Source organism: Streptomyces sp. NPDC050433 (assembly GCF_044458565.1).
Classification (GTDB): Bacteria; Actinomycetota; Actinomycetes; order Streptomycetales; family Streptomycetaceae; genus Streptomyces.
The window spans coordinates 37,167-61,796 of the sequence record NZ_JBITIB010000011.1; the positions used below are offsets into that span (position 1 = coordinate 37,167).

General features: G+C 71.0%; 20 protein-coding genes, 2 tRNA genes and 1 pseudogene. 7 read left to right on the forward strand and 16 right to left on the reverse strand.

The window, feature by feature from the left end:
- Positions 1-433 precede the first annotated feature (433 nt).
- A tRNA-Lys gene (locus tag ACIBLA_RS15415) sits at positions 434-507 on the reverse strand.
- A gap of 181 nt (positions 508-688) precedes the next feature.
- Between ACIBLA_RS15415 and ACIBLA_RS15420 the strand changes: the two genes are divergently transcribed.
- Both ACIBLA_RS15420 and ACIBLA_RS15425 read left to right on the forward strand, forming a co-directional pair.
- Positions 689-2,074, forward strand: a complete 1,386-nt coding sequence (locus ACIBLA_RS15420; protein WP_363244096.1) for a peptidoglycan-binding protein — start codon at positions 689-691, stop codon at positions 2,072-2,074.
- A gap of 14 nt (positions 2,075-2,088) precedes the next feature.
- Positions 2,089-4,146: an SPFH domain-containing protein gene (locus tag ACIBLA_RS15425; protein ID WP_399198881.1), complete on the forward strand. Its 2,058-nt coding sequence runs from the start codon at positions 2,089-2,091 to the stop codon at positions 4,144-4,146.
- A 135-nt stretch (positions 4,147-4,281) separates the two neighbouring features.
- On the opposite strand, the gene ACIBLA_RS15430 is transcribed toward ACIBLA_RS15425, so the two are convergent.
- The 5 genes from ACIBLA_RS15430 to ehuB all read right to left on the reverse strand — a co-directional run bounded on the left by ACIBLA_RS15430 (position 4,282) and on the right by ehuB (position 8,406).
- Complete coding sequence (locus tag ACIBLA_RS15430; RefSeq protein ID WP_363244094.1) at positions 4,282-5,040, reverse strand: IclR family transcriptional regulator C-terminal domain-containing protein; 759 nt, start codon at positions 5,038-5,040, stop codon at positions 4,282-4,284.
- 226 nt (positions 5,041-5,266) lie between these two features.
- Positions 5,267-6,091, reverse strand: coding sequence for an ectoine/hydroxyectoine ABC transporter ATP-binding protein EhuA (gene ehuA, locus ACIBLA_RS15435; RefSeq protein ID WP_363244093.1), 825 nt, complete (start codon positions 6,089-6,091; stop codon positions 5,267-5,269).
- Positions 6,081-6,731, reverse strand: a complete 651-nt coding sequence (gene ehuD / locus ACIBLA_RS15440; RefSeq protein ID WP_363244092.1) for an ectoine/hydroxyectoine ABC transporter permease subunit EhuD — start codon at positions 6,729-6,731, stop codon at positions 6,081-6,083. The genes ehuA and ehuD overlap by 11 nt, the downstream gene beginning before the upstream one ends.
- Complete coding sequence (gene ehuC, locus ACIBLA_RS15445; RefSeq protein WP_363244091.1) at positions 6,731-7,477, reverse strand: ectoine/hydroxyectoine ABC transporter permease subunit EhuC; 747 nt, start codon at positions 7,475-7,477, stop codon at positions 6,731-6,733. The genes ehuD and ehuC overlap by 1 nt, the downstream gene beginning before the upstream one ends.
- Positions 7,474-8,406 (reverse strand): ectoine/hydroxyectoine ABC transporter substrate-binding protein EhuB, encoded by a 933-nt coding sequence (gene ehuB / locus ACIBLA_RS15450; protein ID WP_363244090.1) that lies wholly within the window; start codon positions 8,404-8,406, stop codon positions 7,474-7,476. The genes ehuC and ehuB overlap by 4 nt, the downstream gene beginning before the upstream one ends.
- Positions 8,407-8,579: 173 nt before the next feature.
- On the opposite strand from ehuB, the gene ACIBLA_RS15455 reads away from it, so the two are divergent.
- The gene (locus ACIBLA_RS15455; RefSeq protein WP_363244089.1) at positions 8,580-9,080 is read left to right on the forward strand and encodes a DUF3830 family protein; all 501 of its coding nucleotides are present in this window, start codon (positions 8,580-8,582) and stop codon (positions 9,078-9,080) included.
- A gap of 34 nt (positions 9,081-9,114) precedes the next feature.
- Here ACIBLA_RS15455 and ACIBLA_RS15460 read toward each other — a convergent pair whose 3' ends face one another.
- Both ACIBLA_RS15460 and ACIBLA_RS15465 read right to left on the reverse strand, forming a co-directional pair.
- Positions 9,115-10,524 carry an amidase gene (locus ACIBLA_RS15460; RefSeq protein ID WP_363244088.1) on the reverse strand — a complete coding sequence of 470 codons (1,410 nt, stop codon included), beginning with the start codon at positions 10,522-10,524 and terminating at the stop codon, positions 9,115-9,117.
- The gene (locus tag ACIBLA_RS15465; RefSeq protein WP_363244087.1) at positions 10,517-11,467 is read right to left on the reverse strand and encodes a D-2-hydroxyacid dehydrogenase; all 951 of its coding nucleotides are present in this window, start codon (positions 11,465-11,467) and stop codon (positions 10,517-10,519) included. The genes ACIBLA_RS15460 and ACIBLA_RS15465 overlap by 8 nt, the downstream gene beginning before the upstream one ends.
- 130 nt (positions 11,468-11,597) lie before the next feature.
- Here ACIBLA_RS15465 and ACIBLA_RS15470 point away from each other — a divergent pair, with 130 nt between their 5' ends.
- The 3 genes from ACIBLA_RS15470 to ACIBLA_RS15480 all read left to right on the forward strand — a co-directional run bounded on the left by ACIBLA_RS15470 (position 11,598) and on the right by ACIBLA_RS15480 (position 14,470).
- Positions 11,598-12,584, forward strand: a complete 987-nt coding sequence (locus ACIBLA_RS15470) for a decarboxylase (protein ID WP_363244086.1) — start codon at positions 11,598-11,600, stop codon at positions 12,582-12,584.
- Positions 12,581-13,300, forward strand: coding sequence for a decarboxylase (locus tag ACIBLA_RS15475; RefSeq protein ID WP_363244085.1), 720 nt, complete (start codon positions 12,581-12,583; stop codon positions 13,298-13,300). The genes ACIBLA_RS15470 and ACIBLA_RS15475 overlap by 4 nt, the downstream gene beginning before the upstream one ends.
- A 102-nt stretch (positions 13,301-13,402) precedes the next feature.
- Positions 13,403-14,470, forward strand: a complete 1,068-nt coding sequence (locus ACIBLA_RS15480; RefSeq protein WP_363244084.1) for an LLM class flavin-dependent oxidoreductase — start codon at positions 13,403-13,405, stop codon at positions 14,468-14,470.
- 17 nt (positions 14,471-14,487) lie between these two features.
- Here the strand turns inward: ACIBLA_RS15480 and ACIBLA_RS15485 are convergent, their stop codons facing one another.
- Positions 14,488-16,356 (reverse strand): putative bifunctional diguanylate cyclase/phosphodiesterase, encoded by a 1,869-nt coding sequence (locus ACIBLA_RS15485; RefSeq protein WP_399198882.1) that lies wholly within the window; start codon positions 16,354-16,356, stop codon positions 14,488-14,490.
- 327 nt (positions 16,357-16,683) lie between these two features.
- Between ACIBLA_RS15485 and ACIBLA_RS15490 the strand changes: the two genes are divergently transcribed.
- Entirely contained in the window at positions 16,684-17,928 is a 1,245-nt protein-coding gene (locus ACIBLA_RS15490; protein WP_363244082.1) for a M6 family metalloprotease domain-containing protein, read from the forward strand.
- A gap of 68 nt (positions 17,929-17,996) precedes the next feature.
- Here ACIBLA_RS15490 and ACIBLA_RS15495 read toward each other — a convergent pair.
- The 7 genes and pseudogenes from ACIBLA_RS15495 to ACIBLA_RS15525 all read right to left on the reverse strand — a co-directional run bounded on the left by ACIBLA_RS15495 (position 17,997) and on the right by ACIBLA_RS15525 (position 24,566).
- Positions 17,997-18,070 (reverse strand) — tRNA-Lys (locus tag ACIBLA_RS15495).
- Positions 18,061-18,813, reverse strand: a pseudogene (locus ACIBLA_RS15500) (bifunctional DNA primase/polymerase). The gene ACIBLA_RS15495 and the pseudogene ACIBLA_RS15500 overlap by 10 nt, the downstream one beginning before the upstream one ends.
- A gap of 130 nt (positions 18,814-18,943) precedes the next feature.
- On the reverse strand, positions 18,944-19,291 hold the full coding sequence (locus ACIBLA_RS15505; RefSeq protein ID WP_363244080.1) for a hypothetical protein: 348 nt from the start codon (positions 19,289-19,291) through the stop codon (positions 18,944-18,946).
- A gap of 92 nt (positions 19,292-19,383) precedes the next feature.
- On the reverse strand, positions 19,384-20,748 hold the full coding sequence (locus ACIBLA_RS15510; RefSeq protein WP_399198883.1) for an AAA domain-containing protein: 1,365 nt from the start codon (positions 20,746-20,748) through the stop codon (positions 19,384-19,386).
- The gene (locus tag ACIBLA_RS15515) at positions 20,745-22,409 is read right to left on the reverse strand and encodes a hypothetical protein (protein ID WP_399198884.1); all 1,665 of its coding nucleotides are present in this window, start codon (positions 22,407-22,409) and stop codon (positions 20,745-20,747) included. The genes ACIBLA_RS15510 and ACIBLA_RS15515 overlap by 4 nt, the downstream gene beginning before the upstream one ends.
- On the reverse strand, positions 22,409-23,644 hold the full coding sequence (locus ACIBLA_RS15520) for a hypothetical protein (protein ID WP_399198885.1): 1,236 nt from the start codon (positions 23,642-23,644) through the stop codon (positions 22,409-22,411). Before ACIBLA_RS15520 ends, ACIBLA_RS15515 begins: the two co-directional genes overlap by 1 nt.
- Positions 23,544-24,566, reverse strand: coding sequence for a phosphatase PAP2 family protein (locus ACIBLA_RS15525; protein ID WP_363244076.1), 1,023 nt, complete (start codon positions 24,564-24,566; stop codon positions 23,544-23,546). The genes ACIBLA_RS15520 and ACIBLA_RS15525 overlap by 101 nt, the downstream gene beginning before the upstream one ends.
- Between the last annotated feature and the right edge of the window lie 64 nt (positions 24,567-24,630).

The following is a 24,630-nucleotide window of genomic DNA, read 5'->3' on the forward strand; positions in this document are numbered from 1 at the left end:
CAGTTATCCCCCCGCACGCCTGCCGGCTGCGTGATTGGTCGGTCGGTTGGTTCATCCGGACTGGCGCGCCGCCATCAGTACAGACACGCGTCGGGACCTTCCGGTTGCTTGAGGCCGCCGGCGGCACCAGCCCATGAGCGGGACCCCCACCCCGCTCGGTATGCAAACCGGAGCAAACTCTTCAGCGGCCCCAACTGCAAGTGACGCGTGCTTCCTTGGGCTCGTCGGCTTCAGGATAGGTTCTACGACCCCAGCCATGATCGCAAGAGTGAAAGATGATACTTGAGCCGCATATGCCCCCATTGGGGAGTCGGCTGAAGGTGGAGCTGTGGCCGGACTGTGAAGTTGCCGCGAAGGCCACCCGCTCGTGTGACGCGATACGGGGAAACGAGTGAGGCCCCCTCGCGTGATGCGAGGGGGCCTCAGCTCTGCGTGCGCCGCCAGGGACTCGAACCCCGGACCCGCTGATTAAGAGTCAGCTGCTCTAACCAACTGAGCTAGCGGCGCCTGCTGACCTGGAGAACTCTACCCGACGCTCCGGAGTGCTCCCGACCATTTGATGAGTGATGTGGCCTGTCGGATGGTCGTTTTTTACCTTTGATCCGTCAAAGTGTGATTAGTAAGGATCGTGAGTGGCTGACGCGCGTGCAACACCGCACAGCACCCTGTCGAGCGTGGAGTGGATCGCATGACCGCACCGGTCTTCGAGGAGTACGAACCCGCTTGTGACTGCCCCTGTGGCGGATGCGCCGAGCAACGCCGCCGGCTGGCCCAGGGCCTGCCCCTAGTTGCGGGCGGCCATCCCGCCGCCCACGGCGTGCGCCGCGCCCTGGTCCTCGTCACGGCGGCCGGCGTCGCCCTCGCCGCCACGGGCGTCGGTGCGGGTGAGGCCGACGCGGACACCGGCGGGCCCGCGCTCGGTGCCGCGCTCGGTTCCGCGCGGGCGGACGACGCGGCTACGGCGGCGGCCGAACCGGAATCGGAACCGGAACCGACAAGTCCGCAGGGTGCGAGCGGTCCGCTGTACGGGCCGCCCCCGTCGGCGGGCCCGTCGCCGGACCCCTCCGTCGACACGCTGCGCAAGACCAGCCGCGCCGACATCATCAACCGAGCCAAGCTGTGGGTGGACGCCAAGGTCCCGTACTCCATGACGAAGTACTGGTCCGACGGCTACCGCCAGGACTGCTCGGGCTATGTCTCGATGGCCTGGAACCTGGACGGCAACGAGTGGACGGGAAGCCTGTCCCGCTTCGGCACCCGGATCCCCAGGGAGGAACTGCAACCCGGCGACATCCTGCTGTTCCACAACCCGTCCGACCCCACCAAGGGGTCACACGTGACGATCTTCGGCGGCTGGACCGACTACACGCACGCGTACTACTTCGCGTACGAGCAGACGAAGCCGAGCACGCGGGCGCAGTCCACGCCGATGGCGTACTGGAACAATTCAGCGAGCTATGTGGCGTATCGCTACAAAGGGGTGACCGGGGGCGGCAGCGGCGGTACGCCGGACACAGCGGACACGGCGGACGCCCCGAAGCCGGCGGCCTTCCCCGGTGCGAAGTCCTTCGGGCCCGGCGCGGACAACGCGCATGTGACCCGGCTCGGCGAGATGCTCGTCGCCCGAGGCGGCGGACGCTTCTACGGCACGGCCCCCGGCCCCCGGTGGAGCGAGGCCGACCGGCGCGCCACCGAGGCGTTCCAGCGGGCCCAGGGCTGGCGGGGCGCTAAGGCCGACGGGCTGCCCGGGCCCGAAACCTGGCGGTATCTGGTGAACGGGCTCGGCAAGGACATCCCGAAGGCGGGGGCGAGCGGGCCCGGCGGTAGGAGCGCGCGGCCGGATTACCCCGGAGCGGCACAGTTCCGGCCCGGCCGGTCCGGCACGCACATCACCCAACTCCGCGACCGGCTGGTGCGGCGCGGGTACGGCGGCCACTACGTCTCGCGCCCCGGCCCGCGGTGGGGCGAGGCCGACCGGCGCAACGTGGAGGACTTCCAACGGGCGCAGGGCTGGCGCGGCAGCGCGGCCGACGGGTATCCCGGCCCCGAGACTTGGCGACGACTCTTCGCATGACGACGGAGGCAAGGATGACCACACAGACATCGCAACCGAACGGCGACGGACAGCTGCTGCGGGGCGCGCCCGCGCTCCGGGCGGCGGCGCGGAACGCGCTGACGGCACGGGGACCCGTGGAACCGGTGGATCCGGCCGAGACCGTGGAGCCCGTGGACTCGACGGAGCCGGTGCGGCCGGTGGAGCCGATCGGCTGGAACGAGACCGGCTGGCACCAGAACGTACGCCTGCTGGCGGGCCCGCCGGACGAGCCCGATCCACCGCACGAGGGCGAGCCGCCGGGGGGCGTGGCGACGGCGGAGCGCGTGGACGTGTTCGTGAAACGACCTGCGCAGGAGGAGCTACCGGCGGAGCCCGAGGTCGACTTCGGGTCCGGGCCGGATGCTTGCTACGGCGGGACGGTGGCCGGGGCCCCGGTCGCCGCCGGCGTGGTGGAGTGGACGCCGGCCGAGGGGGAGACGGACTCCGCGCGGGCGGGCGAGCCGGTGCCGGCGGCTGGTGCGGGATGCGCTCCGCCGGTGGTGGGGGCTTCGCCGGGCGCGGTCGGCGTCGATTCGGGGGAGTCGGCAGGGAGTGACACCGCTCCGTCGCAGATCGCGTACGCCGGAGCGGAGACCGGCCCGGAGCGGGAACCGGCGGGTGATGTGCTGGAGTCCGTCCGGACAGTAACCGACGAACCGGGAGCGCCTGCCGCACCTGAGCCGACGGCCGAGGCCGCCGACGTACCGCACTCGCGCGGTGAGTGCTGGGCGCTGCCCCCGAAGTTCGTCTTCGCGGGCGCTGCCGTGGAACCGGCCGAGGCAGAAGTAGAAGTAGAAGTAGAGGCGGAGACTGACGAACCGTCAGATGAGACCGACGCCGACGTCCCCGCGTCGAGTGGGATCCCCGCGCCCGTGTGGGACGTCTCCGTGCCGACCGGTTCGGGTGCTGTCGTTCCCACGCGGGCCTCCGTCACCTTCGACAGCCACCGCTGGAGCCCGCTCATCGTCGGTGAGGCCACCCACGAGATCCCCGTCCATCTCCTCTTCCGCGACGACGAGGTGACCACCCCCGCGACCGCCCCCGCCGCCGGGCGTCCGCGGATCCGGCCTTCGCAACCCGTCCCCGACCCGGTTACGCCGCCGCCTCTGGCCCCCGCCGCGACCTCGCGCCCCGCGACGCCCGTGGACACGAAGCTGGTCGAGCGGCCCGGCCCCACGCTGCCCGGCTGGATGGCGGCGCTCGTCGGTCTGGCCGCGCTGTTCGGCTGTGTGACGGTGCTCTGGTGGGTCGGGGCCGTGCCCGAGGCGCTGACGGAGATGTTCGGCCTGGGCTCGAATCCGTACAACGGAATCGGCATCGGCAAGTGGACGCTGCTCGCCGTCGGTTTGACGCTCACGCTCTTCGCCTTCGGCGGGCTCGGCCGCGGCCGGGTCGGGCACGCCTGGGTGCTGACGCTGTTCGGTGAGTACCGGGGAAGCGTGCGGCGTACGGGACTTCTCTGGGTCAGCCCGCTTCTGCTGCGCCGTCGTGTGGACGTACGGCTCCGGCACTGGCGCAGCGAGCCGATGCCCGCGGTCGACGCGAACGGTACGGCGCTGCGCGTCGTGGTCCTGGTGGTCTGGCGGGTCAGGGACACGGTCCGGGCGGCGCTCGGGGTGGCCGACCACGAGGAGTATCTGCGCGAGCAGGTCGAGGCGGCGATGGCACGCGTCCTCTCGCAACTGCCCGCCGACGCCTTCAACGAGGCCGCGCCGACGCTGCGCAACGCCGAGGTGGTCGGCGAGGCGCTGACCCGGATGCTGTCGGCCGAGTGCCGGCCGGTCGGGCTGGACGTGTTCTCGGCGCAGCCGACACGGATCGAGTACGCGCCGGAGATCTCGGCGGCCATGCAGCGCAGCCGGATCGCGGCGATCGACGCCAGGCACCGGGACACGGTCCTGACGTCGGTGGTCGACGCGGTGGACGACACAGTGCACCGGCTGACGTCGCGGGGGCTCGTGGAGCTGGACGACTACGAGCGGAAGGTGCTCGTGAAAGATCTGACCGTGGCGTTCTACACCGGAAGGCACGGTCTGAACGAGGGGAACTGACCGTTCCACCGTGATTGATCTGGACCTGCTCACCCGTGCGGCCCTCGACCCGCAGCCGTTCATGACCGTGCCGGGCCGGGTCGCCGTACGTGGGGTGTGAGCCGCAGCCCGCGCGCGGTGACCCGGCCCCGGTCGTCAGATGGCCAGCGAGAGCACCACCGGCGCCGCGCCCCGGTTGAGGGTGTCCGCCGCCGAACGCAGCCGGTGCGCGTGCTCGATCGGCATCGACAGGGCCAGACAGCCGACCGCCGAACCCGCCGTCAGCGGCACCGCCGCGCAGACCGTGCCCACCGCGTACTCCTGGAGGTCCAGGATCGGCACCGTCGCGGGCTGGCTGTCCAGCTTGGAGAACAGCACGCGCTCGTTGGTGATGGTCCGTGAGGTGAGACGCGCGATCTTGTGCCGGGAGAGATGGTCCCGGCGGCTGTTCTGGTCGAGCTGGGTCAGCAGACACTTGCCGACGGCGCTCGCGTGCGCCGCCGAGCGGAAGTCCACCCACTCGTTGACCGCGGGGGCGTCCGGACCGTCGGCGACCTGCGTGATCCTGACCTCGCCGTCGATGTACCGGCTGATGTAGACCGCCGCCCCCACCGAGTCGCGCAATTCGCGGAGCGTGTCCTGGAGTTTGGCCTCCAGGGCCTCCTGGCGGGTGGTGCCGGAGCCGAGCAGGACCAGCGAATCCCCTATGACATACGCACCGTCCGCGACCTGCTCCACATAGGCCTCGCGCCGCAACATCGCCAGCAGCGGGGCGAGATGCCCGGTCGGCAGGCCCGTCTCCCGAGCGATCTGTACGTCGGTGACGCCCCCGGCGTGCTTGGAAACCGTTTCGAGAACGCGCAGGACGTATTGCACCGAGTGGAACGGCGCGGTCGGCTCTGGCTTCAGCGCCACGGTTTCCCCCTAGCAGGTTGTGACCGCAAGCTTCTCTATCACGATAGCCGTCAAGAACCCTTTCCGGGGCGGCTGTTGAGCAGAATGACGATCGCCACAGCGGTCCCATCTGGGGCGTATCACCTTGGCATATGCCAGCGTCACAACCTTCCCGGAGTTCGGCCGCGAAAACGGGGGAACCCGGTCCTCTTCACGCGGACCGGATTCCCCCGTTTTGGGCGACGCGCTACAGAACGGCGCTCAGGAACTCCCTGGTGCGGTCCTGCTCCGGGTCGCTGAAGATCTTCTCCGGCGGCCCCGACTCGATGACCCGGCCGGCGTCGAACATCAGTACGTCGTCGGAGATGTCGCGCGCGAAGTTCATCTCGTGCGTCACACACAGCATCGTGATGTCCGTCGTGGTGGCGATGTCCCGCAGCACATCGAGGACTCCCGCGACCAGCTCCGGGTCGAGCGCCGACGTGACCTCGTCCAGGAGCAGGACCTGGGGCCGCATCGCGAGCGCCCGCGCTATGGCCACCCGCTGCTGCTGCCCGCCCGAGAGCTGGCTCGGATACGCGCCGCAGCGGTCCCCGAGTCCGACCAGGTCGAGCAGCTCGCGCGCCCGTTCCTCGGCCTCGTCCGGGGACAGACCGAGCACATGCACAGGCGCTTCGGTGACGTTCCGCAGCACCTTCATGTTCGGGAACAGATTGAACTGCTGGAACACCATGCCTATCTTCTTGCGCACCTCACGGACATGGCTCTCGCCGGCGGGGACGAGCTTGCCGTCCCTCTCCTCGTGCGTGAGGTAGTCGCCGGCCACCTTGATGGTGCCCTCCTCCGGCTTGATCAGCGTCATCAGCAGTCTGAGGATCGTCGTCTTGCCCGATCCGGAGGCGCCGATCAGCGTCACGTGCTTGCCGGAGTTGACCGTGAAGTCCAGTGAGTCCAGGACCGTGTTGGACCCGAAGCGCTTGGTGACCTTGTCGAAGCGGATCAGCTCGCTGCCGTCCGCGGCGGGATTGGCCGTTTCCTTCGAGGTGTTGGCGGGAGTGCTGTCAGCGGACAAGGCGACGCTCCAATGCTCGCATGAGAAGGGATGCCGGATAGGCGATGAGGATGAAGGCCACCCCCACGACGGTGAAGACCTCGACCGTCAGGAAAGTCTCGGAGGCGAACTGCCGTGCCTCGCCGAGCATTTCCAGCACTCCGATGACGAACAGCATCGGAGTGTCCTTCAGCATCGCGATGACGTAGTTGCCCAGCGCGGGCACGACGCGGCGGATCGCCTGCGGAAGGATCACCGCACCCCAGGTGCGGGACCTCGGCAGGTTGAGCGCCTTGGCCGCCTCCCACTGGCCGACCGGGACGCCGTCGATGCCGGCCCGGTAGACCTCGGCGGTGTACGTCGAGTAGTGCAGCCCCAGGCCGACCACACCGGTGACCATGGCGCTGAGGGTGATTCCCCACTCGGGGAGCACGTAGTAGAGGAAGAACAGCTGCACGAGCAGCGGGGTGTTGCGGACGAATTCGGTGATGACGTTCACGGGCCAGCGCACCACCGCCAGGCCGGACCGCTGGGCCATCGCCCAGACGAGACCGAGCGCGAAGGCGAGCAGCGCGCCCAGGACCAGCGCCTGGAGCGTGACGAGCAGGCCGTCCCAGAACATCGGCATGAAGTCGCCGACCGCGGACCAGTTCCACTGCATCAGCGCTCACCTCCCGCGGTCGCCGCGACGGCGTCCCGCTGCTGCTGGGGGATCTCGGCCCTGCGGCCGAACCACCGTGTCCTCTCGGGGCGCTGACCGATCCCGGCCTTCGCCTGCCGTTCGAGGACGCGCATACCGCGCGTGAGCACGAAGGCGAGCACGAAGTACATCACCAGGATGATCGTGTAGACGGGCGCGCTCTGACCGGTCGCGTTACGCACCAGCGACGCACCGAAGGCGATGTCGGCCACGCCCATGATGGAGACCAGTGCCGTGCCCTTGAGCAGCTCGATCAGCAGGTTGTTGAACGGCGGGATCATCTCCGGCCAGGCCTGCGGCAGGATGATCTTCCGCAGCTGCTGCGCGGGCGTGAAACTCAGCGCGATCCCCGCCTCGCGCTGGGCGGGAGCCACGGCCTGCACCGCGCCCCGGACGACCTCGGAGCCGTACGCCCCGTAAGTGAGCCCGAGCGCCAGCGTCGCCGCCCACAGCGGGACGAGCTGCCAGCCGAAGCCCAGCGGGAGCACGAAGAAGATCCAGAACATCAGGATCAGCGCGGACGTGCCGCGGAATATCTCGAAGTAGGCCCCGGATATGAAGCGCACGATCCACAGCCGGTGGGAGCGGGCGAGTCCGACGACCAGCGCGACCACGGCGGCCAGTGCGGCGCTGAAGACGGTCAGCTGGACCGTGATCCAGACGCCCTTGAGGAGTATTTCCCACAGACCCCAGGTGATTTCGCTCATGGCGCGCACTTCTCCTTGGCGGTGATGGTCGTCATCTGGTCCTTCGTGAAGCCGAAGGGCCGCATGATCTCCAGGAGTTCGCCGCTCTTCTTGAGCTTGTGCAGCTCGCGGTTGAAGGAGTCGCGGAGGTTGGTCTCCGGCGAGCGGAAGGCGAAGCCGCCGACGTCGATGACGGGCTTGCCGTCCACGATCGGTGTGACCTCCTTGGTGGCCTCCGCCTTCGTGCTCTCGGTCTCCTTGATGACGTTGAACACCGTGACCGCCGTACCGGCGAAGACATCGACGCGGCCCTGCTCGACGGCGAGCAGTCCGGCCAGCTGGTCGGGCAGGGTCGTGATGCTCTTGACCCCGGCCTCCTCCGCGTAGCCGATCTCCGCGTAACCGACACCCGTCGCCATCTTGGCGCCGGCCGCGGCGATGTCCTTGTAGGTGTGCAGATTCTTCGGATTCCCCTTCGGCACGATGAACGCGTCGAGCATCTGGTACTCGGGGTCCGCGAAGATCACCTGTTCACAGCGCTCCGGGTTGATGTACATCCCGGCGGCGACCACATCGAATTGGAGCGAGTTCAGTCCGGTGATCAGCGAACCGAACTCGGTGGCGAAGGGCTGGACATTGTCCACACCCAACTCCTTGAAGATGCGGGACGCGATGGCCGGGGCCGAGCCCGTCATCTCACCGTCCTTGCCGATGTAGCTGTACGGCTGCTCACCGGCCAGTCCGAGACGCACGGTCCCCTTGGCACGCAACTGCTCCAGCAGGGTCCCCCCGTCCCCGGCGTCGGCGGTGGCCACGCGACTGCATCCGCTGGTGGCTCCGACCGCCCCCGCCACACCAAGTGCCGCGGCACCCGCGAGCAGCGAACGGCGCCGGAGTCTGCTTCCTGCGCTTCCCGTGCTTCCTGAGTTGTTTCCCTGTACTGGAGCCATAGGCGCGCGGCTACCCGGATCGTCCGAGGGTATGCGGATCAATTTCGGACCGATATGCCTATCGTTACCTGCGGCGAGTCGGGTCCGTCCGGTCCGGCATTCGCACGGCGGGGGCGGGTATTCATGGCCGGACACAGGCTGCATCGAACCGACGAGAAGGGCGCGAAGAACCTATGAGCGACCGCTTCATCGAAGTCTCCCTGGACAAGCGCGGCGTGCGCTGCACCGCCAAGCTCCTCGACGAACTGGCCCCGATCACCTGCGCCGCGGTGTGGGACGCGCTGCCGCTGGGCGGGGACGTCTATCACGCCAAGTACGCGCGCAACGAGATCTACGCCCTGATGCCCGGATTCGCGGCCGAGGAGCCGCCGCTGGAGAATCCGACGGTCACCCCCATTCCGGGTGATCTGTGCTATTTCACCTTCTCGGACACGGTGCTCGGCACCACGTCGTACGGATACGAGGAGCAGGCCGCCCACCGGGGCCGCCGTACCGTCGTCGACCTCGCGCTGTTCTACGAGCGCAACAATCTGCTGATCAACGGCGATACGGGGTGGATCCCCGGCATCGTCTGGGGCTCGGTCGTCGAAGGGCTCGACGAGATGGCGGAGGCGTGCCAGGACCTGTGGCGCGCCGGCGCGACCGGCGAGACGCTCAACTTCCGGCGAGTCTGAGAGAGGGCGGGCCCCGGGGCCCGCCCTCAAGGGGTTACGCGCCGGTCGGCGCCGGGAGCGCCGTCGCTCCCGACTCGTACAGCGCGTGTGCCGCCCGCATCACCAGCGCGTCCGCGTGACGGGCGCCGATCAGCTGCAGGCCGATCGGCAGCCCGTCCGCGTCCACCCCGCACGGCACCGTCGCCGCGGGCTGCTGGCTCATGTTGAAGGGGTACGTGAACGGGGTCCAGCTGGTCCAGCGGCGCTGCCCCGACTCCTTCGGCGTCTCCACGCCCGCCTCGAAGGCGGTGATCGGCAGGGTGGGCGTGACCAGCAGGTCGTACGTCTCGTGGAACCGGCCCAGCCGCCGGCCCAGCTCCATCCGCGTGTCCACGGCCGCCAGATAGTCCAGCGCGCTCGCCTGCGACCCGGCCGCCACGATCTCCTGGAGCCCCGGATCGAGCAGCGCGCGCTGCTCCTCGCCGAGTGACTGCGTCACCCGTGCCGCGCCCGTGAACCACAGCGTGTGGAACGCCTCCACCGGCTCCGAGATGTCCGGGTCGGCCTCTTCGATGTACGCGCCCAGCTCGGCGAGCCGCCCCACCCCGCGCCGTACCGCCGCCGCCACGTCCGGCCGCACCGCGACCTGGCCGCCGAACGACGGCGAATACCCGATCCGCAGCCCCGCCACCCCCTCCGACAGGGTGGCGGTGACATCCGGTGCCGGGGCGAGCTGCGACCAGTCGCGCCAGTCCGCGCCGCTGATGACATCGAGCAGCAGCGCGGCGTCGGCCGCGTCACGCGCCATCGGGCCGGCGTGCGACAGCGTGCCGAAGGGGCTGGAGGGGTAGAGCGGGATGCGCCCGTAGGTGGGCTTGAGCCCGAAGATGCCGCAGAAGGACGCGGGGATGCGGACCGAGCCGCCGCCGTCGGTGCCGATGGACAGCGGGGCGGCGCCCAGCGCCACCGCCGCCGCGCTGCCGCCGCTCGATCCGCCGGCCGTCCGGGACAGGTCGTACGGATTGCGGGTGATCCCGCTCAGCGGCGAGTCGGTCACGCCCTTCCAGCCGAACTCCGGGGTCGTCGTCTTGCCGACCAGCACCGCGCCGTTCTCCCGCAGGCGGGCCACGCAGGGCGCGTCCTCCTGCCAGGGGCCTGCCGGGTCGACGGTGCGGGACCCTCGCAGGGTCGGCCCGCCGCGCTGGAGGAAGATGTCCTTCACCGAGACAGGGACTCCGTCGAGCAGCCCCTGCGGCTTCTTCTCGCGCCATCGGCCCGTGGACGCCTCGGCGGCGGCCAGCGCCTCGTCGGCGTCGACCCGGACGAAGGCGTTGACGAGCGGTTCGACCGCCTCGATCCGGCCCAGGGTGGCGCGCACCACGTCGACCGGGGAGAAGTCGCCCTTCTCGTAACCGGCCAGCAGCTGTCGTGCGGTGAGATCGGTGAGGAACATGGACTCAGTCATGCATGGGGACGTACCCACGTTTCTTGTCCACCACGTTAGGCAATGGCTCTCCGGACGCCCAAATGTCGTAAAGCCCGACGAACTGCTCGCCCAGCCGGTCGCGCCAGCCGACGGTGTCACCGCTCATGTGCGGCGACACGATCAGGCCCGGCACATCCCACAGCCGGCTCTCCGGGTCGAGCGGCTCCGCCTCGAAGACATCGAGGGCCGCGCCCGCGATCCAGCGCTTGGACACGGCGTCCACCAGCGCTTTCTCGTCGACGAGCTGGCCACGCCCCACATTGATGAAGCGCGCGGACGGCTGCATCAGGCCGAAGAGACGCGCGTCGAACATGCCGCGGGTGCTCTCCGTGAGCGGTGCCGCGCAGATCACCCAGTCCGATCGGGTCAGCAGCCGGTCGAGCTGGTCGGCGCCGTGGATTCCGGGCCTTGCCGTACGGCCGGTGATCGCCACCGTCACACCGAGCGCCTTCAGGGTCTCGGCGATCGCCCGGCCGATCGGACCCGCGCCGACGACGGTCGCGCGGCTCTCGGCGACCCGCTGTCCTTCGCGGTGGCGCCAGCGCCGCTGACGCTGGAGTTCAAGAGTTCCCGGCAGATCCTTGGCCATGGCAAGTACAAGACTTGCCACATATTCGGCAATGGGCTCCTCGAAGATGCCGCGGGCGTTCGTGACCACTGTTTCGGAGTTGATCAGCTCCGGGCAGAGCAGCCGGTCCACACCGGCGCTCGCCGTATGCACCCAGCCCGGCCGCGGGCCGTCACCCGGCCAGGCCAGCCGGATCGCGTCCGAGGTGAAGTCCCAAGCCAACAGGACGTCGGCCAGGGGGAGTTGGGCGGCCAGCGACGAGTCGTCGGCGTACAGGATCCGGGCCCGGCCGGTCAGCCTGCCGAGGCGCGGCGGCGGGTCGGAACCAAGGACGAGAAGAGTTCGTTCAGCCATCGGGAGTGCCCTTCTGAGCTGGGCGGGTATTTCCACGAGGAAAACTCGGTGAAACGACCTTCCTGTGCGGATTGACCACGCTCGCATTCACCTCCTACCGTCGTCAACAACAGCCAAAGGGGGCCGTGCGATGGATGTCTCCTTTCTGGGTGGACCACAGCCGCAGCGTGGGGTCGGTGTGGTCGCCCCTTTCGATTTTGCTCTTGATCGTGAACTCTGGCGTTGGATGCCGGACGAGATCTCGCTGCGCCTGACGAGGACGCCCTTCGTCCCCGTCGAGGTGTCGCTGGACCTTGCCCGGCTCGTGAGTGAGCACGAGACCCTCGGAGAGGCGGTGCGGGCCCTTGGGGCGTCCGAACCAGAGGTGATCGCGTACGCCTGCACATCGGGCAGCTTCGTCGGCGGTGTCGCCGGCGAGCGCGCCATGTGCGAGGCGATGAACACAGCGGGCGAGGTCCCGTCGCTCACCACGTCGGGCGCGCTGCTGGAAGCGCTCGAAGAGCTGGGAGCGAAACGGATCGCACTGGTCACTCCCTATACGGAGTCGGTCACCGAATCGCTGGAGGAGTACCTGGCGGAGGCCGGGGTAACCGTCACGGGTCGCGCCTTTCTGGGGCTGACCCGGCACATCTGGAAGGTGCCGTACCGGTCGGTCGTGGACATGGCGCGGGAGGCCGTCGTCGGCGCGGCCGACGCGCTGTTCATCAGCTGTACGAACCTGCCGACGTACGACGCGATCCCGCAGTTGGAGGCCGAGCTGAGGATGCCGGTGCTGTCGGCGAACCAGGTCACGATGTGGGCGGCCCTGCGCAGAATCGGGGCTCACGCGGTCGGTCCGTACCAGGGCCTGCTGCTCGACCCGCCTCCGGTGCGCCACGTGCCTACGCTGGAAGGGATGGGAGAACTTCCCGGGATCCCCGAGATCCATGAGATCCCGATGTCCGAGATCTCGAAGATCCACGAGATCTCCGAGATCAGAGACATCCCCGGTGTCGCGGAGATGGAGCGGATGGAGCCGGTCCAGCACACGCAGGACATCCAGCCGGCCCAGCCCGGTGAGTGGGGGCAGCCTTCCCAGCCGGACACTCCGACCGAGGAACAGGAAGGGTGGACATGACGACCGTCGGACTTCTCTACCCCGGCCACTCCGCCGAGGACGACTACCCCCGTCTGGAGATGCTTTTCGACAGCGACATCAGACTGCCCCTCGTCCACACCGACATCGGCGAGGACGCGCACCGCGTCGACGCGCTCCTGGAAATGGGCGCGGCGCGGCGGCTGGCCGACGGCGTCGAGGAGCTGCGGATGGCGGGCGCGGAGTCCGTGGTCTGGGCGTGCACGAGCGGCAGCTTCGTATACGGCTGGGAGGGCGCGCACGAGCAGGCCCGCAAGCTGGCGGTGGAGGCGGGACTGCCGGCTTCGAGCACGTCCTTCGCCTTCGCGCACGCGGTCCAGGCCCTGGGCGCGCGGCGGGTCGCGGTCGCCGCGACCTATCCGGAGGACGTGGCGGACTACTTCGCCGCCTTCCTGAAGTCGGCCGGCATCGAAGTGGTCTCCACGCGCGGCAGCGGCATCATCACGGCGGCCGAGGTGGGCACGTGGGGCCGGGACGAGGTGCTCGCCCTGGCCCGCGAGGGCGACCACCCCGACGCGGAGGTGGTCCTGCTCCCGGACACGGCGCTGCACACGGTGGCGTACCTCCCGGAGCTGGAGGAGGCCCTGGGCAAACCGGTCCTCACCGCGAACCAGGTGACGGTCTGGGAGGGGCTGCGGCTGGTGGAACGCCACGCGTGGGCCCCGAAGCTCGGGACGCTGTTCGCGAGCCGCGACTGATCGGGGCGCCGGCCGACCGGGAATAAACGACCGGAATAAAACGGAGCCCTCCTCCTGTTGCCGGAGGTCGTACACACTTCGCGCTCAGGAGGGCTCACACCGGTGGTTGACGCAATTCGAGGTACGGCGCCGGGCAGCGCCCCCGTGCCGTTGTCCGTGCTGGATCTGGTCACCGTCGGCAGCGGGAGTACCGCGGGGGAGTCCCTGCGGACCAGCGTCGAGATCGCCAAGCTCGGGGAGCGCCGGGGCTACCACCGGCACTGGGTCGCCGAGCACCACTCGATGCCCGGCGTCGCCTCCTCGTCCCCCGCCGTGATCCTGGCCCATCTCGCCGCCCACACCGAGCGCATCCGGCTCGGTTCGGGCGGCGTCATGCTGCCCAACCACGCGCCGCTCGTCATCGCCGAGCAGTTCGGCACCCTGGAGGCGCTGGCCCCCGGACGCGTCGACCTCGGGCTCGGGCGGGCGCCCGGCACCGACGGGGCCACGGCCGCCGCCCTGCGCCGTACCGACCGGCTGAACGAAGGCGCCGACGACTTCCCTCAGCAGCTCGCCGAACTCACCCGCTTCCTGGACGACGACTTCCCGGACGGGCACCCGTACTCCCGGATCCACGCCGTCCCCGGTCCCGTCCAGGGGCCCGCCGCCCGGCCGCCGGTCTGGCTCCTCGGCTCGTCCGGGTTCAGCGCCCGGCTCGCCGCCACGCTCGGGCTGCCGTTCGCCTTCGCGCACCACTTCTCGGCGCAGAACACCATCCCCGCCCTCGACCTGTACCGCGAGTCCTTCCGGCCGTCCGCCGTGCTCGACGCGCCGTACGCGGTGATCGGCGTCGCCGCCCTGGCCGCCGAGGACGAGAACGAGGCCCGCCGCCAGGTCCTGACGGGCGCGCTGTCGATGCTGCGGCTGCGCACCGGGCGCCCCGGACTCGTCCCGACGCCCGAGGAGGCGGAGGCGTACAGCTTCAGCCCTCAGGAGCGTGACTTCGTGAACGGCTGGCTGGCGAACATCGTCCACGGCACCCCGGACGCCGTACGCACCGGACTGGACGACCTCCAGAAGCGCACCGGCGCCGACGAGCTGATGCTCACCGCCAACGCCCACGGCGGCGAGGCGCGGCTGCGCAGCTACGGCCTGATCGCCGACGCGTACGGTCTGCCGGACACGCTCTAGACGAGCCGTGAGCGGGGTCAGACCGTCAGCGGGCTGACCCCGATCATCTCCGCGATCCGCTCCGGCACGACCGCCCGTGAGTACAGCCAGCCCTGCCCCGTGTCGCACCCGATCCGGCGCAGCCGCGCCGCCTGCCCCGCCGTCTCCACGCACTCCGCCGTGACCGTCAGGCCCAGCCGGTGAGCGAGATGGACCAGCGTCTCCACGATCGTCTCGTCCGCCGGATTGGGGTGCACGCCGTCGTCGTAGCGGAAGCCTCGTACGAAGGAGCCGTCCAGCTTCAGTACGGAGACGGGCAGCCGGCTCAGATACGCCAGGTTCGAGTAACCCGTCCCGAAGTCGTCGATGGCGATCCGCACGCCCATGTCGCTCAGCGCCTGGAGCGCCTGGAGCGGCCGGCCCGCCGAGCCCATCACCGCGGACTCGGTCAGCTCCAGTTGCAGCAGATGCGGCGCCAGCCCCGTCTCGGCGAGGATCGCGGCCACGTCGGCCACCAGGTCGGAGTCCCAGACCTGCCGTACGGCGACATTGACGCTCACGAACAGCGGCCGGTCCGCCGGGTGGTCGCGCTGCCACTGGCGGGCCTGGAGGCAGGCCGTCCGCAGCACCCAGCGCCCGAGCTGGACGATCGAGCCGTCCTCCTCGGCGATGCCGATGAAACGGTTGGGCGCGAGGATGCCGAACTGCGGATGGTTCCAGCGGACCAGCGCCTCCACGCCCTGGACGATCCCGTCGGCCATCCCCACCAGCGGCTGGTACTGGAGCACGAACTCCTCGCGCTCGACCGCCGGGCGCAGTGTGGACGACAGCGCCTGGCGGGTCATCCGGTGCGCGTTGCGCTCGGGGTCGAAGAGGGTCCAGCGCGCCTTGCCGTCCGCCTTCGCCCAGTAGAGCGTCGTGTCGGCGACCTGCATCAGACCGGTGGGGGTGGTGCCGTCGGCGGCCCGTTCGACGACGCCGATGGACGCCGAGACGGAGAGCCGCTGCCCGGCCAGGTCGAAGGGGAGCTGGAGCGCGGCGAGCACCGCGCGGGCGAGGTCGGCGAGCTGTTCCGTACCGGTCGAGTCCTCGACCAGGATCGCGAACTCGTCGCCGCCGAGGCGTGCGACGAGGTGGCTGCCGCCGCGGCTGTACGCGTCGCTGTCCGCGCACTCGGTGAGCCTGCCGGCGACGGCGGCGAGCAGCCGGTCCCCGACGCGGTGCCCGAGGGTGTCGTTGACGGCCTTGAACCCGTCCAGGTCCAGATAGCAGAGTCCGATCCGCCCTGTTCTGCCATGGTCGTACGACGATTCAAGCGCGGTCGACAGCCGCTCGAAGAACAGCGTGCGGTTGGGCAGCCGGGTCACCGGGTCGTGCATCTGGAGATGCCGGATCCTGGCCTGGAGTTCGCGGCGCTCGCTGATGTCCGTGAGGGAGAGCAGCACGCTGCCGCCGTCGGGCAGCGGCGCGACGGTGACCTCGGCCCACAGCGCGCGGCCGTCGGGGTGCTTGAGGCGACGGGTGCAGCGGAAGCGGGAGCGACGGCCGCGCAGCACCTCGTGGTACGCGTGCCAGGTCCGGTCGTCGGAGGCGAGGTCGACGAGGTCGGTGGCGGCGCGGTCGCGCAGTGAGGCGCGCTCGGTGCCGACCAGGTCGGCGAGGGCGTCGTTGGCGGTGACGACCGTGCCGCGGCGGTCGACGACGGCCATGGGGAGCTGGGCGGCGTTGAAGGCGGCGCGGTAGTCGCCGCGGGCGGTGGCGGTGGCGGTGGCGGGGGTGGCGGTGCCGGGGGTGGTGCCGGTGGCGGTGGTCCGCCTGCCCTGAGCATCACGTTCGGTGACGGACGGCGTGGCGGAATCGGGTGCCGCGACTGCCGCAGGACGCGGCCCTTCGGAGGTTCCGCTCACGGCTCGCTCCCGCAGTGCAGTGGTGTCGTACAGGGGGTGTGATTCGGGATATCGGCGCAGGAAAGTGTGCCGATCATAGAGGCTGGCCGGTCGGCCGTTCCAGCTCCCCAGTGGTGAACCCGAGTGCGCGATGTCGACGCCGGGCACCGCTCGATCGTTTCTGCGCGGCTCTGGCGCGGGATGTCTGCGGCCTGATCGATTGTGACTTTCCGTGATCCGTCGGGGGTGTCGTTCCACTCACCCACCTGGGCCAGCGGAACAGGGCGTCCTGTCGCGAATCAGCACAAAGTGGGTGAGCCGTCCCGCATTCCGCAGCCGGAGGTCCACGTGGAGCGTCGCCTGACACCCGGGGGAGTGGACCGGGCGCGCCTGCGCAGTACGGCCGCGGCCTTCACCTCCCTCGTCGCGGTCGCCGCCACCTCACTGGTGGCCGGACCCGCCGTGGCGGCCAACTCCGCGGGGCCGTGCGCCCTGCCCCGTACCAACGCGCACCACTCGCTCGGCCTCGACACCTGGAACGCCTCCTACCCGCGCCCGGCCAGGACCCTCGACGCGGTCATGGTCTTCCTGTCCTTCCCGGACTCGGTTCCGCGCATCGAGCCCGCCGACCTGGTCGCCGACCACTTCCCGGCGACCAGCAGATTCTTCGAGCGGGCCTCGTACGGGAAGTTCGCCCTGCGCCCGCACCCCCGGCTGCGGTGGATCGACATGCCGCGCGCCTCCACCGACTACGCCATAAAGCGCGACTGGGAGCCGTCGATGCGCACGGCGTTTCTGCGGGACGCGCTGGCGGTCGCCGATCCGGTGATCGACTTTGCCCGGTACGACGTCGTGTATCTGGTCGCCGACCCGGACGCGCCCGGCGTGGACTCCGACGCGACGAAAGTGGTCAACTTCGATCACCCCATGAGCGCGGACGGCACGGAGATCAAGCGCGTGGTCACCGTCTTCGAGCGGCACCCGCCGGACCGCAATGTGCTGGCCCATGAGACCGGGCATGTCTTCGACCTGCCCGACCTCTACCACCGGCCGACCGACGGGAAGGGCGACTGGGACACACACGTCGGCGACTGGGATGTGATGGGCAGTCAATTCGGCCTGGCGCCGGACCTGTTCGGCTGGCACAAGTGGAAGCTGGGCTGGCTCGAAAGGCGTCAGGTCAGCTGTGTGAAGCCCACCGGCAGGAGCATGCTCACCCTGGAACCGCTGGATACCGCGCCCCCGGTCGGCGCGAGCGCCGGGACCCGGCTCGCGGTGGTCCGGACGAGCGAGAACTCGGCCCTGGCGATCGAGGCACGCGGCTCGACCGGCAACGACGCCACCACCTGCACCCAGGGCGTGCTGATCTACCGGGTGCGGGGCGAGACGGAGTCGGGCGGCGGCCCCATCGAAGTGGTGGACACACATCCGGACAGCGAGGCCTGCTGGGACCAGTCGGTCTACCCGCCGCTGGCGGACGCGCCACTGGGGGTCGGGGAGACGTTCACGGTGCCGGGGGAGGGCACGAAGGTCGAGGTGGCGGACCGTACGCGGACGGGCGCGTGGACGGTCAAGGTCACCACGGGGGTGTAGCGACGCGTATGCGGGGGCGGGGGCGCACGAAAAAGCCCCTCGCTCTCACGAGGGGCTTTCGCTGTCTGTGCGCCGCCAGGGACTCGAACCCCGGACCCGCTGATTAAGAGTCAGCTGCTCTAACCAACTGAGCTAGCGGCGCCTGCTGACGTCGTAGACCTTAGCACCAGGATCGGTGCGAAGAAAAATCGATATGACAGGCCCCGGAAGCCGCTCGTGCGCTGCTCAGGGGCAGGTACCCGGCAGGCTCGTCGCCGCCTCGGTCCGGGGGCGGGTGACCGCGGTCCGCACGGTGGGACGGCCGGCCCGTACACACGCCCACAGCAGCACCTCGGGGCCCGGCAGCCACGGATGACGGGTGTCCGGGGCCACCACCCAGCGCGGCGCCGCACCGCTGCCGGGGACCAGCGGCGGGACGGTCACAGCGTCGCCGGAGCCATGGCAGAGCAGCGGCGGGACGGCGGGCGCGGCACCCTCAGGGGTCGAGCGTCCCCACTCCTCCCAGGACAGCAGTGACGGCAGCCGCTGGGCGGTGCCGGGCGCCGCGAACAGCATCATCCGCCCCCGGTTGGTGGCGACCGGCCCGGAGCCGGGACCCTCGGACCAGAGCCGGTCGAGCATGCGCCGGCCGAAGATCGTGGGCACGTTCACGACATCGAAGACGCCGCCGCAGGGCAGCACACCGGGGGCGGTCGGCCTGGCTTCCCAGAGGGAGAGCGTGGAGCGGGGGTACGGCTCTGCGGAGGCCAGCCATCCGGCACCGGCGGCGGTGACCTGCGCGGCGTGGTGGCTCCCCTCCTCGCGGAGATAGTTGACGATGTCGGTGCGGCGCTCGTCGTCGGCGCCCGGACTCAGGGGGGATTCATCTCGCAGCCATCCGCTCATGACGACTACGTCTACCTGGAGTAACTAACCCATTCCGGGGAGTTGCGGGAAATCGGGACAGGGTGGTGCGGGAGGGCGTAACCTGCGCGTCGGCATATGCCAGGGCGGCTGGCCGGAAAAACGTGCCCTGTCACTCTCCGGGCGTGCGCCCGTGCCGCAGCAGATCGCGGCCGAACTCGACCATCTTCTTGGCGTAGTCCTCGGTCCACTCCGCCCGCTCGGCGATGTCCGCGGGCGTGAGCCGGTCGAACCGCCGGGGATCGGCGAGCTGCGCGGCGGCGAGGGCCTGGAACTCCACGGCACGGTCGGTGGCCGCGCGGAACGCGAGCGTCAGCTCGGTGGCCCGGTCCAGGAGCGCGCCCGGATCGTCGATCGACTCCAGGTCGAAGAAGTGCTCCGGATCGGAGGCCGCGTCCGACGGCTCGAACAGCAGCGGGGCGGGCCGCAGCCGTCGCCGACTCGACTCGGATTCCGCCATGTGGTCCTCCTGCTGCTCCTCGTGCGGGCGTCTGTGAGCCCCTCTGTGCCGCTCCGGCCACCGTCCATTGTCCCGCCTCGCGCAAGTGGGCCTCAGGGCTGCCAGGACACGCGGTGTTCCGACAGGTGCGAGAGCACCGCGTGGTTCGCCTCCCACCCATCAGGGAACTTGATCGTGACTCCCAGCTGCACCGGCTCCGTCGACGGGTGTTCGTCCAGCAGTTCCGGGACGCCCGCGCGGCAGATCACGATGCAGGCGTGCCGGTGGCGGGAGGTGAGCACGCACAGGCGGCCCGTCTCCAGGTGGAACGCCGTCGCGTCCGGGCGGCCGGAGAGCGGATGCAGGACGACCGTGACGTCGAACTCCCGGCCCTGGAGCCGGTTCGCCGTGTCCACCGCCACGCCCGTCACCCCCAGCTCCGCGAGGGCCGCGCGGACCGCCGCCGCCTGGTCCCGGTGGGCCGTGCCGACGGCGACGCGGTCGGCCGTCAGCGGCGCCGCGTCCGGGCCGCGCTCGCCCACCGTCGCACCGCCCCGGTCCAGCAGCCGGCGGACCACCAGGGCCACCGCCCGTACCGCCTCCGGGTCCGTACGGGGCGTACGCCGCGCGGGCAGCTCCAGCAGGCCCCAGCCGGACGCCGCCGCCTCGTCCACCACCCGGTCCGGGCCCGACCCGTCGGACGGGACGGCGAAGGTGAGCCGACGGTCCGCGGGGCCCGTACCGCTGCGGAACGGCGTGTACGGGTAGAACGCGTCCGACACCAGCGGCGCGGCCGACGCCGGCAGCCGCCACGACACCGGGAGCCGGTGCTGCGGCAGTTCGGGGTTGTGCGCGAGGAGCGTGGCGACCGCGCTCGCCGACGGGTCGTAGCTCAGCCCCGCCCACTGGTCGGCGCCGACCACGCTGAACGGGTCCAACTGGCCCGGATCGCCCACGAACAGCGCCCGTTCGAAGAGGCCGGCGACGGCGAGCAGCGCGTCCGAACGCATCTGGTACGCCTCGTCCACGATCGCGTGCCGCCACGGCTCCACGCCCTGCACATGCGCCCACTTGGCGGCGGTCGACACGACGACGTCGAGGCCCGCGAGATCGGCCGCCTTCGCCGACTTCCGTACGGAGGCGAGCTCGTTGAGCGACGGGTCGTACGGATCCGGGTCGTTGCTGTGCAGCCGGCCCACCGGCAGGTCGGGGGCCTTCTCGGCGAGCCGGGTGACGAGGTCGTCCACCTGGGCGTTGGTCTGCGCGACGACCATCAACGGCCGCCCCGCCGTGGCCAGTTCGAGCGCGGCCCGCACCACGAGCGTCGACTTCCCGGCGCCGGGCGGCGAGTCGACGACCACGCCCCGGTACGCGCCGTACAGCGTGTCGTACAGGATCGCGTCCGTGGCCCGCGCGGCCTCGGCACCAGGATCGAAACCGGCCCGATCGGACGCGGTGGTGGAGCTGGTCGCGGTCACAGGAAGTCCTCTTCGGTCACCGGGTCGGGGAGGGGGACGGGAGTGTGTACGGCTCCGGGGACGGGGCCGGGTGCCCCGGACTCACCCGCACCGGCATCAGGTCCCACCGCCGGCGGCCCCCCGTGCGTCCACGGCGTCTCCTCCGTCGACGGCAGCTTCGGGCCGCCGCGCTGGTCGTGTTCGAACAGGGTCCACGCGATCCGGTCGCCCTTCTCCGGGAGCGACCCCTCCGCCGGCTCCTTGCCCCGGCCCATCCGGTCCGTCAGCCGCAGCACCAGCGTTCCGTCCCCGTCGTGCCCGTCTGGTTCCCAGCCCACGAACTCGGCCGACTGCGGCTTGCCGTCCAGCGAGCGGTAGACCTTCACGCGCTCGCCGAGCTGCGGGCGGTCCTCGCTGTACAGCGTGATCAGAGGGCGCGGACTCGGGCGCTTGCTCTCGCTGTAGGCCATCACCACGTCCGTCACCTCCCCGATGAACGCCTCGCCCGACAGTCTGCGCCCCGCCAGCACCAGCGGGTCGTCCAACGCCTCCTGCGCCTCCAACTGCGCCTGCGCCGTCTCCCGTGAGGCCAGCTTCTGCGCCGCCGTCACCGCGTCGTCGTGCCGCGGCTGCGGCGGTTCGCCCGACCGCACCCGGTCGCGGTGCCCGGTGAAGGACCAGCGGTCGCGCGTCCACCGGTCGGCGACCCGCGCCCCCGGCGGCAGCTCCCGCAGCAGGTCGAGCCCGCGCCACACCGCGTCCCACGTCGGCCGCAACTGGCTCTCCAGCAGCGTCCGGATCTCCCGCTCGGCCCTGGTCAGCCGGCCCAACTGCTCGTCCGCGCCGAGACCGTCCTCGGCGGCGCCGAGCGACTGACGCGCCCGGTCGTACTCGTCGATCGCCGGCGCCAGCAGCCTGTTGTCGAACGCCGGGTCCGTCGCCGGACCGGCCGGCGGGCACAGCAACTGCCCACGGCGGTCCCGGTCCGTCTCCGCGCGCAGCGCCGCGTCCCGGCCGGATTCGCCGTCCGGCGGGTCGATCCAGGCCAGCAGCGCCCCCAGATGCTGGTCCTCCACGTTCGACTGCCCCGTAGCCCAGTGCCTGTTCAGCAAGTCCGTCGCCGCCAGTAGCAGCGACGAACCCGGCACCCGCGCCCGCTCGCCGTAGTGCGTCAGCCAGCGGCCCAGCAGCGGCACCCGCGCGGGCGCCGGATACGGCGTGTCCGGGTCCTGCTCCGCCGTACGCCGGAAGCGCATCGAACGCCCCAGCAGGCGTACGAAGTCGACACCCGGCCGGTTCGGCACGATCAACTGCGGTGCGTCCAGGCACAGATCGACCTCGACCTTGACGCGCTTGCCCGTCTCCGGGTCGGTCTCGCTCCGTTCGGCAAGCTCCACGTCGTCCGCGTACGCGTCCAGGTGCGGCAGCACCGCCTCCGCCAGATAGGCGAGGAAGGCGAAGCGCAGATCGCGGTCGCGCGGCTGCGCCACGGTCAGCAGCCGGGGCGCCTCCCGGTCCGTGCCGACGAGCGCGCCGAGCGGGGCACCGGCCTCACCGGCCGTCGTGAGCGGTACGAACACCAGCGGGCGGTCCGACAGCCGCCGGTGGCACACGGTGGCCAGCGGCTGTGCGCGCCCGCTCTCCACCGCCTCCAGCCGGGCGAGGGTGCTGATCAGCGACATCAGGCGACCACGCCTTCCGCGTGGCGCGCCGGAGCGGTGGCCGGCTCCAGCGCCTCCGCGCGCAGCGCGGCGGCCCTGCGCAGCGCCACGACCGTCGGGTCGTCGTCGGCCGTCCCCGGCGCGCTCTCGCCGCGCGCCGCCGCCAGCACCGCGCCGACCGTCGTCAGGCCGCCCAACTCGCCCCGTACACCCCGCCCCAGCGTCTCCACGGCCCCCGCCGAGCGGGCCCGGCCGCGGCAGTGGAAGGCCAGCTCGCATGCGGCCAGGCACTCCGGCGCGTACGCCGCCGTCACCGAGTCGACCGCCGCCGTCAGCTCCGCCGCCGAGCACCGCTCCAGGTCGAAGCTGGTGCCCTCGGGCAGGGTCGCCGCGATGTCCTCGATCCGGGTGAGCCGGGTCAGCTGCCGCCGGGTCACCGACAGTTGCTTGCGTACGTCCACGACCGAGGCGGTCGGCAGGTTGGAGAAGTCCCTGGGGCAGACCAGCAGCACCGAGTGGTCCACCCGGGCGCCGGTCACCCGCGCGGCGACCCGCTCCAGCGCCAGCACGTACACGGCGGCCTGCCGCGCGGCGGCGCCCACCTTCGACGGGTCGGCCGAACTGTCGATCATCGGGAAGGACTTGATCTCCACGACCGTCCACCGGCCGTCCGGATGGACCACCACGGCGTCCGGCTCCAGATAGGCGGGCGAGCCCGCGACCTCCAGCGCGAGCAGCGGGTGCACCAGAAGTGTCCACGCGCCGGAGGCACCGGGCTTCGCCTCGGCGCCGGTCGCCTCGCGCAGCGCCAGCGCCGTCCGCGCGGCGCGGCCCTCGGGGCCGGCCGCCGCCAGGTCGGGGACCAGCACCTCGCCGGGCACCGGCGGCGGCGACCCCGCGCCCATGCGCTCGTGCAGCAGCCGCATCAACTCCGTGCCGCCGTCGGCCTTGACGCGTGCCTCGAAGGCGTTGCCCCGCATGAAAGCGAACTGCGACTGCCCGAACGGGGCGGGAGAGCCGAGCGCCGCCGCGAGCGCCGTCTTGTCGACCCCGGCGCCGTCCAGCAGCGCACGGCGCCCGCAGCCCGGATTGGCGGCGAGGGCGGCCAGCGCGCGGGCGTCCAGCGGATGAGGCGCGACGTCCGGTCCGCGCAGCTCAGCGAGCCGCTGCCGGAGCGTCGTCGGTCGCGGCTCCGGTACCACTGGGGTGGCCGGTGCTGCTGTTGGTGCGGGTGCGCTGCCCGGGGAATCGCTCACCCGCGGAAGTCTCGCATCCGTCACTGACAATCGGAGGTTTGAACGGGGAGTTGGCGGAAGTCTTCGCGACCGCGACGGGCTCGCGCGCCGGTGCGGACCCCACGTCGGGCACCGGCACAGTCACCCGCGCCGCCGCGAACCCGGCCACGAACGCGTACCGGTCGGCCGCGCGCGCCCAGCTCCGGTCGGCGGCCCGCAGCGCGGGACCCGTCAGGAGCGCGCCCGCCCCCATCACGGCGGCGCCGGCGACCGCGTCGAGGAAGTAGTGGTTCGCGGTGCCCATCACCACGACCACGGTGAGCAGCGGATAGACGACCCCGAGGGCCCGCAGCAGCGGCGTCCTGCCGTACCGCCACAGCAGCACCCCGCACCACACCGCCCAGCCGACATGCAGGCTCGGCATCGCGGCGTACTGGTTGGTCATCCCGCCGAGCCCGCGCGGCGCGCTCGCCTCGGCGCCCCACCAGCCGTACGAGCTGTACTGCGCCATCGTGTCGACGAACCCGTAACCGGCGTCGAGCAGCCGGGGCGGGCACGTCGGTAGGAGGGTGAAGCCGACCAGGCCGAGCAGGGTGGAGAGCATCAGCCAGGTGCGGGCCGCCCGGTAGTGCGCGGGGCGGCGGCGGAAGATCCAGATCAGAATCGCCGGGGTGACGACGTAGTGCAGCGAGGCGTACGCGAAGTCGGCGGGTATGCCGATGGCCGGGGTGCTGGTGAAAAGCCGGTTGAGAGGATGTTCGGCGTTCAGGAAGAACGCCTTCTCTATTCGCAGGATCGCCAGCCCGTGGTCGACGGCCGTCGACACATCACCGCGCGCCAGCAGCCGGCCGGCCGAGTACGCCGCGTAAACCACCACCAGGAGCAGCAGTTCGGCCCACCAACGGGGCCGGTGGACGGTGCGCGCACGGGCGGTCTGCGGCATCCGGAACGCTCTCCCTCATCTGCTTACGCGGCCTTCCGCCGACGTTCAACCGTACGGTGTAGGT

Bases quoted from the DNA above. Each gene is read 5' to 3' on its own strand.
- ACIBLA_RS15425 (WP_399198881.1), top strand. From the start codon at position 2,089: ATGACCACACAGACATCGCAACCGAACGGCGACGGACAGCTGCTGCGG.
- ACIBLA_RS15420 (WP_363244096.1), top strand. From the start codon at position 689: ATGACCGCACCGGTCTTCGAGGAGTACGAACCCGCTTGTGACTGCCCC.
- ACIBLA_RS15455 (WP_363244089.1), top strand. From the start codon at position 8,580: ATGAGCGACCGCTTCATCGAAGTCTCCCTGGACAAGCGCGGCGTGCGC.
- ehuB (WP_363244090.1), bottom strand. From the start codon at position 8,406: ATGGCTCCAGTACAGGGAAACAACTCAGGAAGCACGGGAAGCGCAGGA.
- ACIBLA_RS15515 (WP_399198884.1), bottom strand. From the start codon at position 22,409: ATGTCGCTGATCAGCACCCTCGCCCGGCTGGAGGCGGTGGAGAGCGGG.
- ACIBLA_RS15475 (WP_363244085.1), top strand. From the start codon at position 12,581: ATGACGACCGTCGGACTTCTCTACCCCGGCCACTCCGCCGAGGACGAC.
- ACIBLA_RS15505 (WP_363244080.1), bottom strand. From the start codon at position 19,291: ATGGCGGAATCCGAGTCGAGTCGGCGACGGCTGCGGCCCGCCCCGCTG.
- ACIBLA_RS15525 (WP_363244076.1), bottom strand. From the start codon at position 24,566: ATGCCGCAGACCGCCCGTGCGCGCACCGTCCACCGGCCCCGTTGGTGG.
- ACIBLA_RS15465 (WP_363244087.1), bottom strand. From the start codon at position 11,467: ATGGCTGAACGAACTCTTCTCGTCCTTGGTTCCGACCCGCCGCCGCGC.
- ACIBLA_RS15460 (WP_363244088.1), bottom strand. From the start codon at position 10,524: ATGACTGAGTCCATGTTCCTCACCGATCTCACCGCACGACAGCTGCTG.
- ehuC (WP_363244091.1), bottom strand. From the start codon at position 7,477: ATGAGCGAAATCACCTGGGGTCTGTGGGAAATACTCCTCAAGGGCGTC.
- ehuD (WP_363244092.1), bottom strand. From the start codon at position 6,731: ATGCAGTGGAACTGGTCCGCGGTCGGCGACTTCATGCCGATGTTCTGG.
- ACIBLA_RS15470 (WP_363244086.1), top strand. From the start codon at position 11,598: ATGGATGTCTCCTTTCTGGGTGGACCACAGCCGCAGCGTGGGGTCGGT.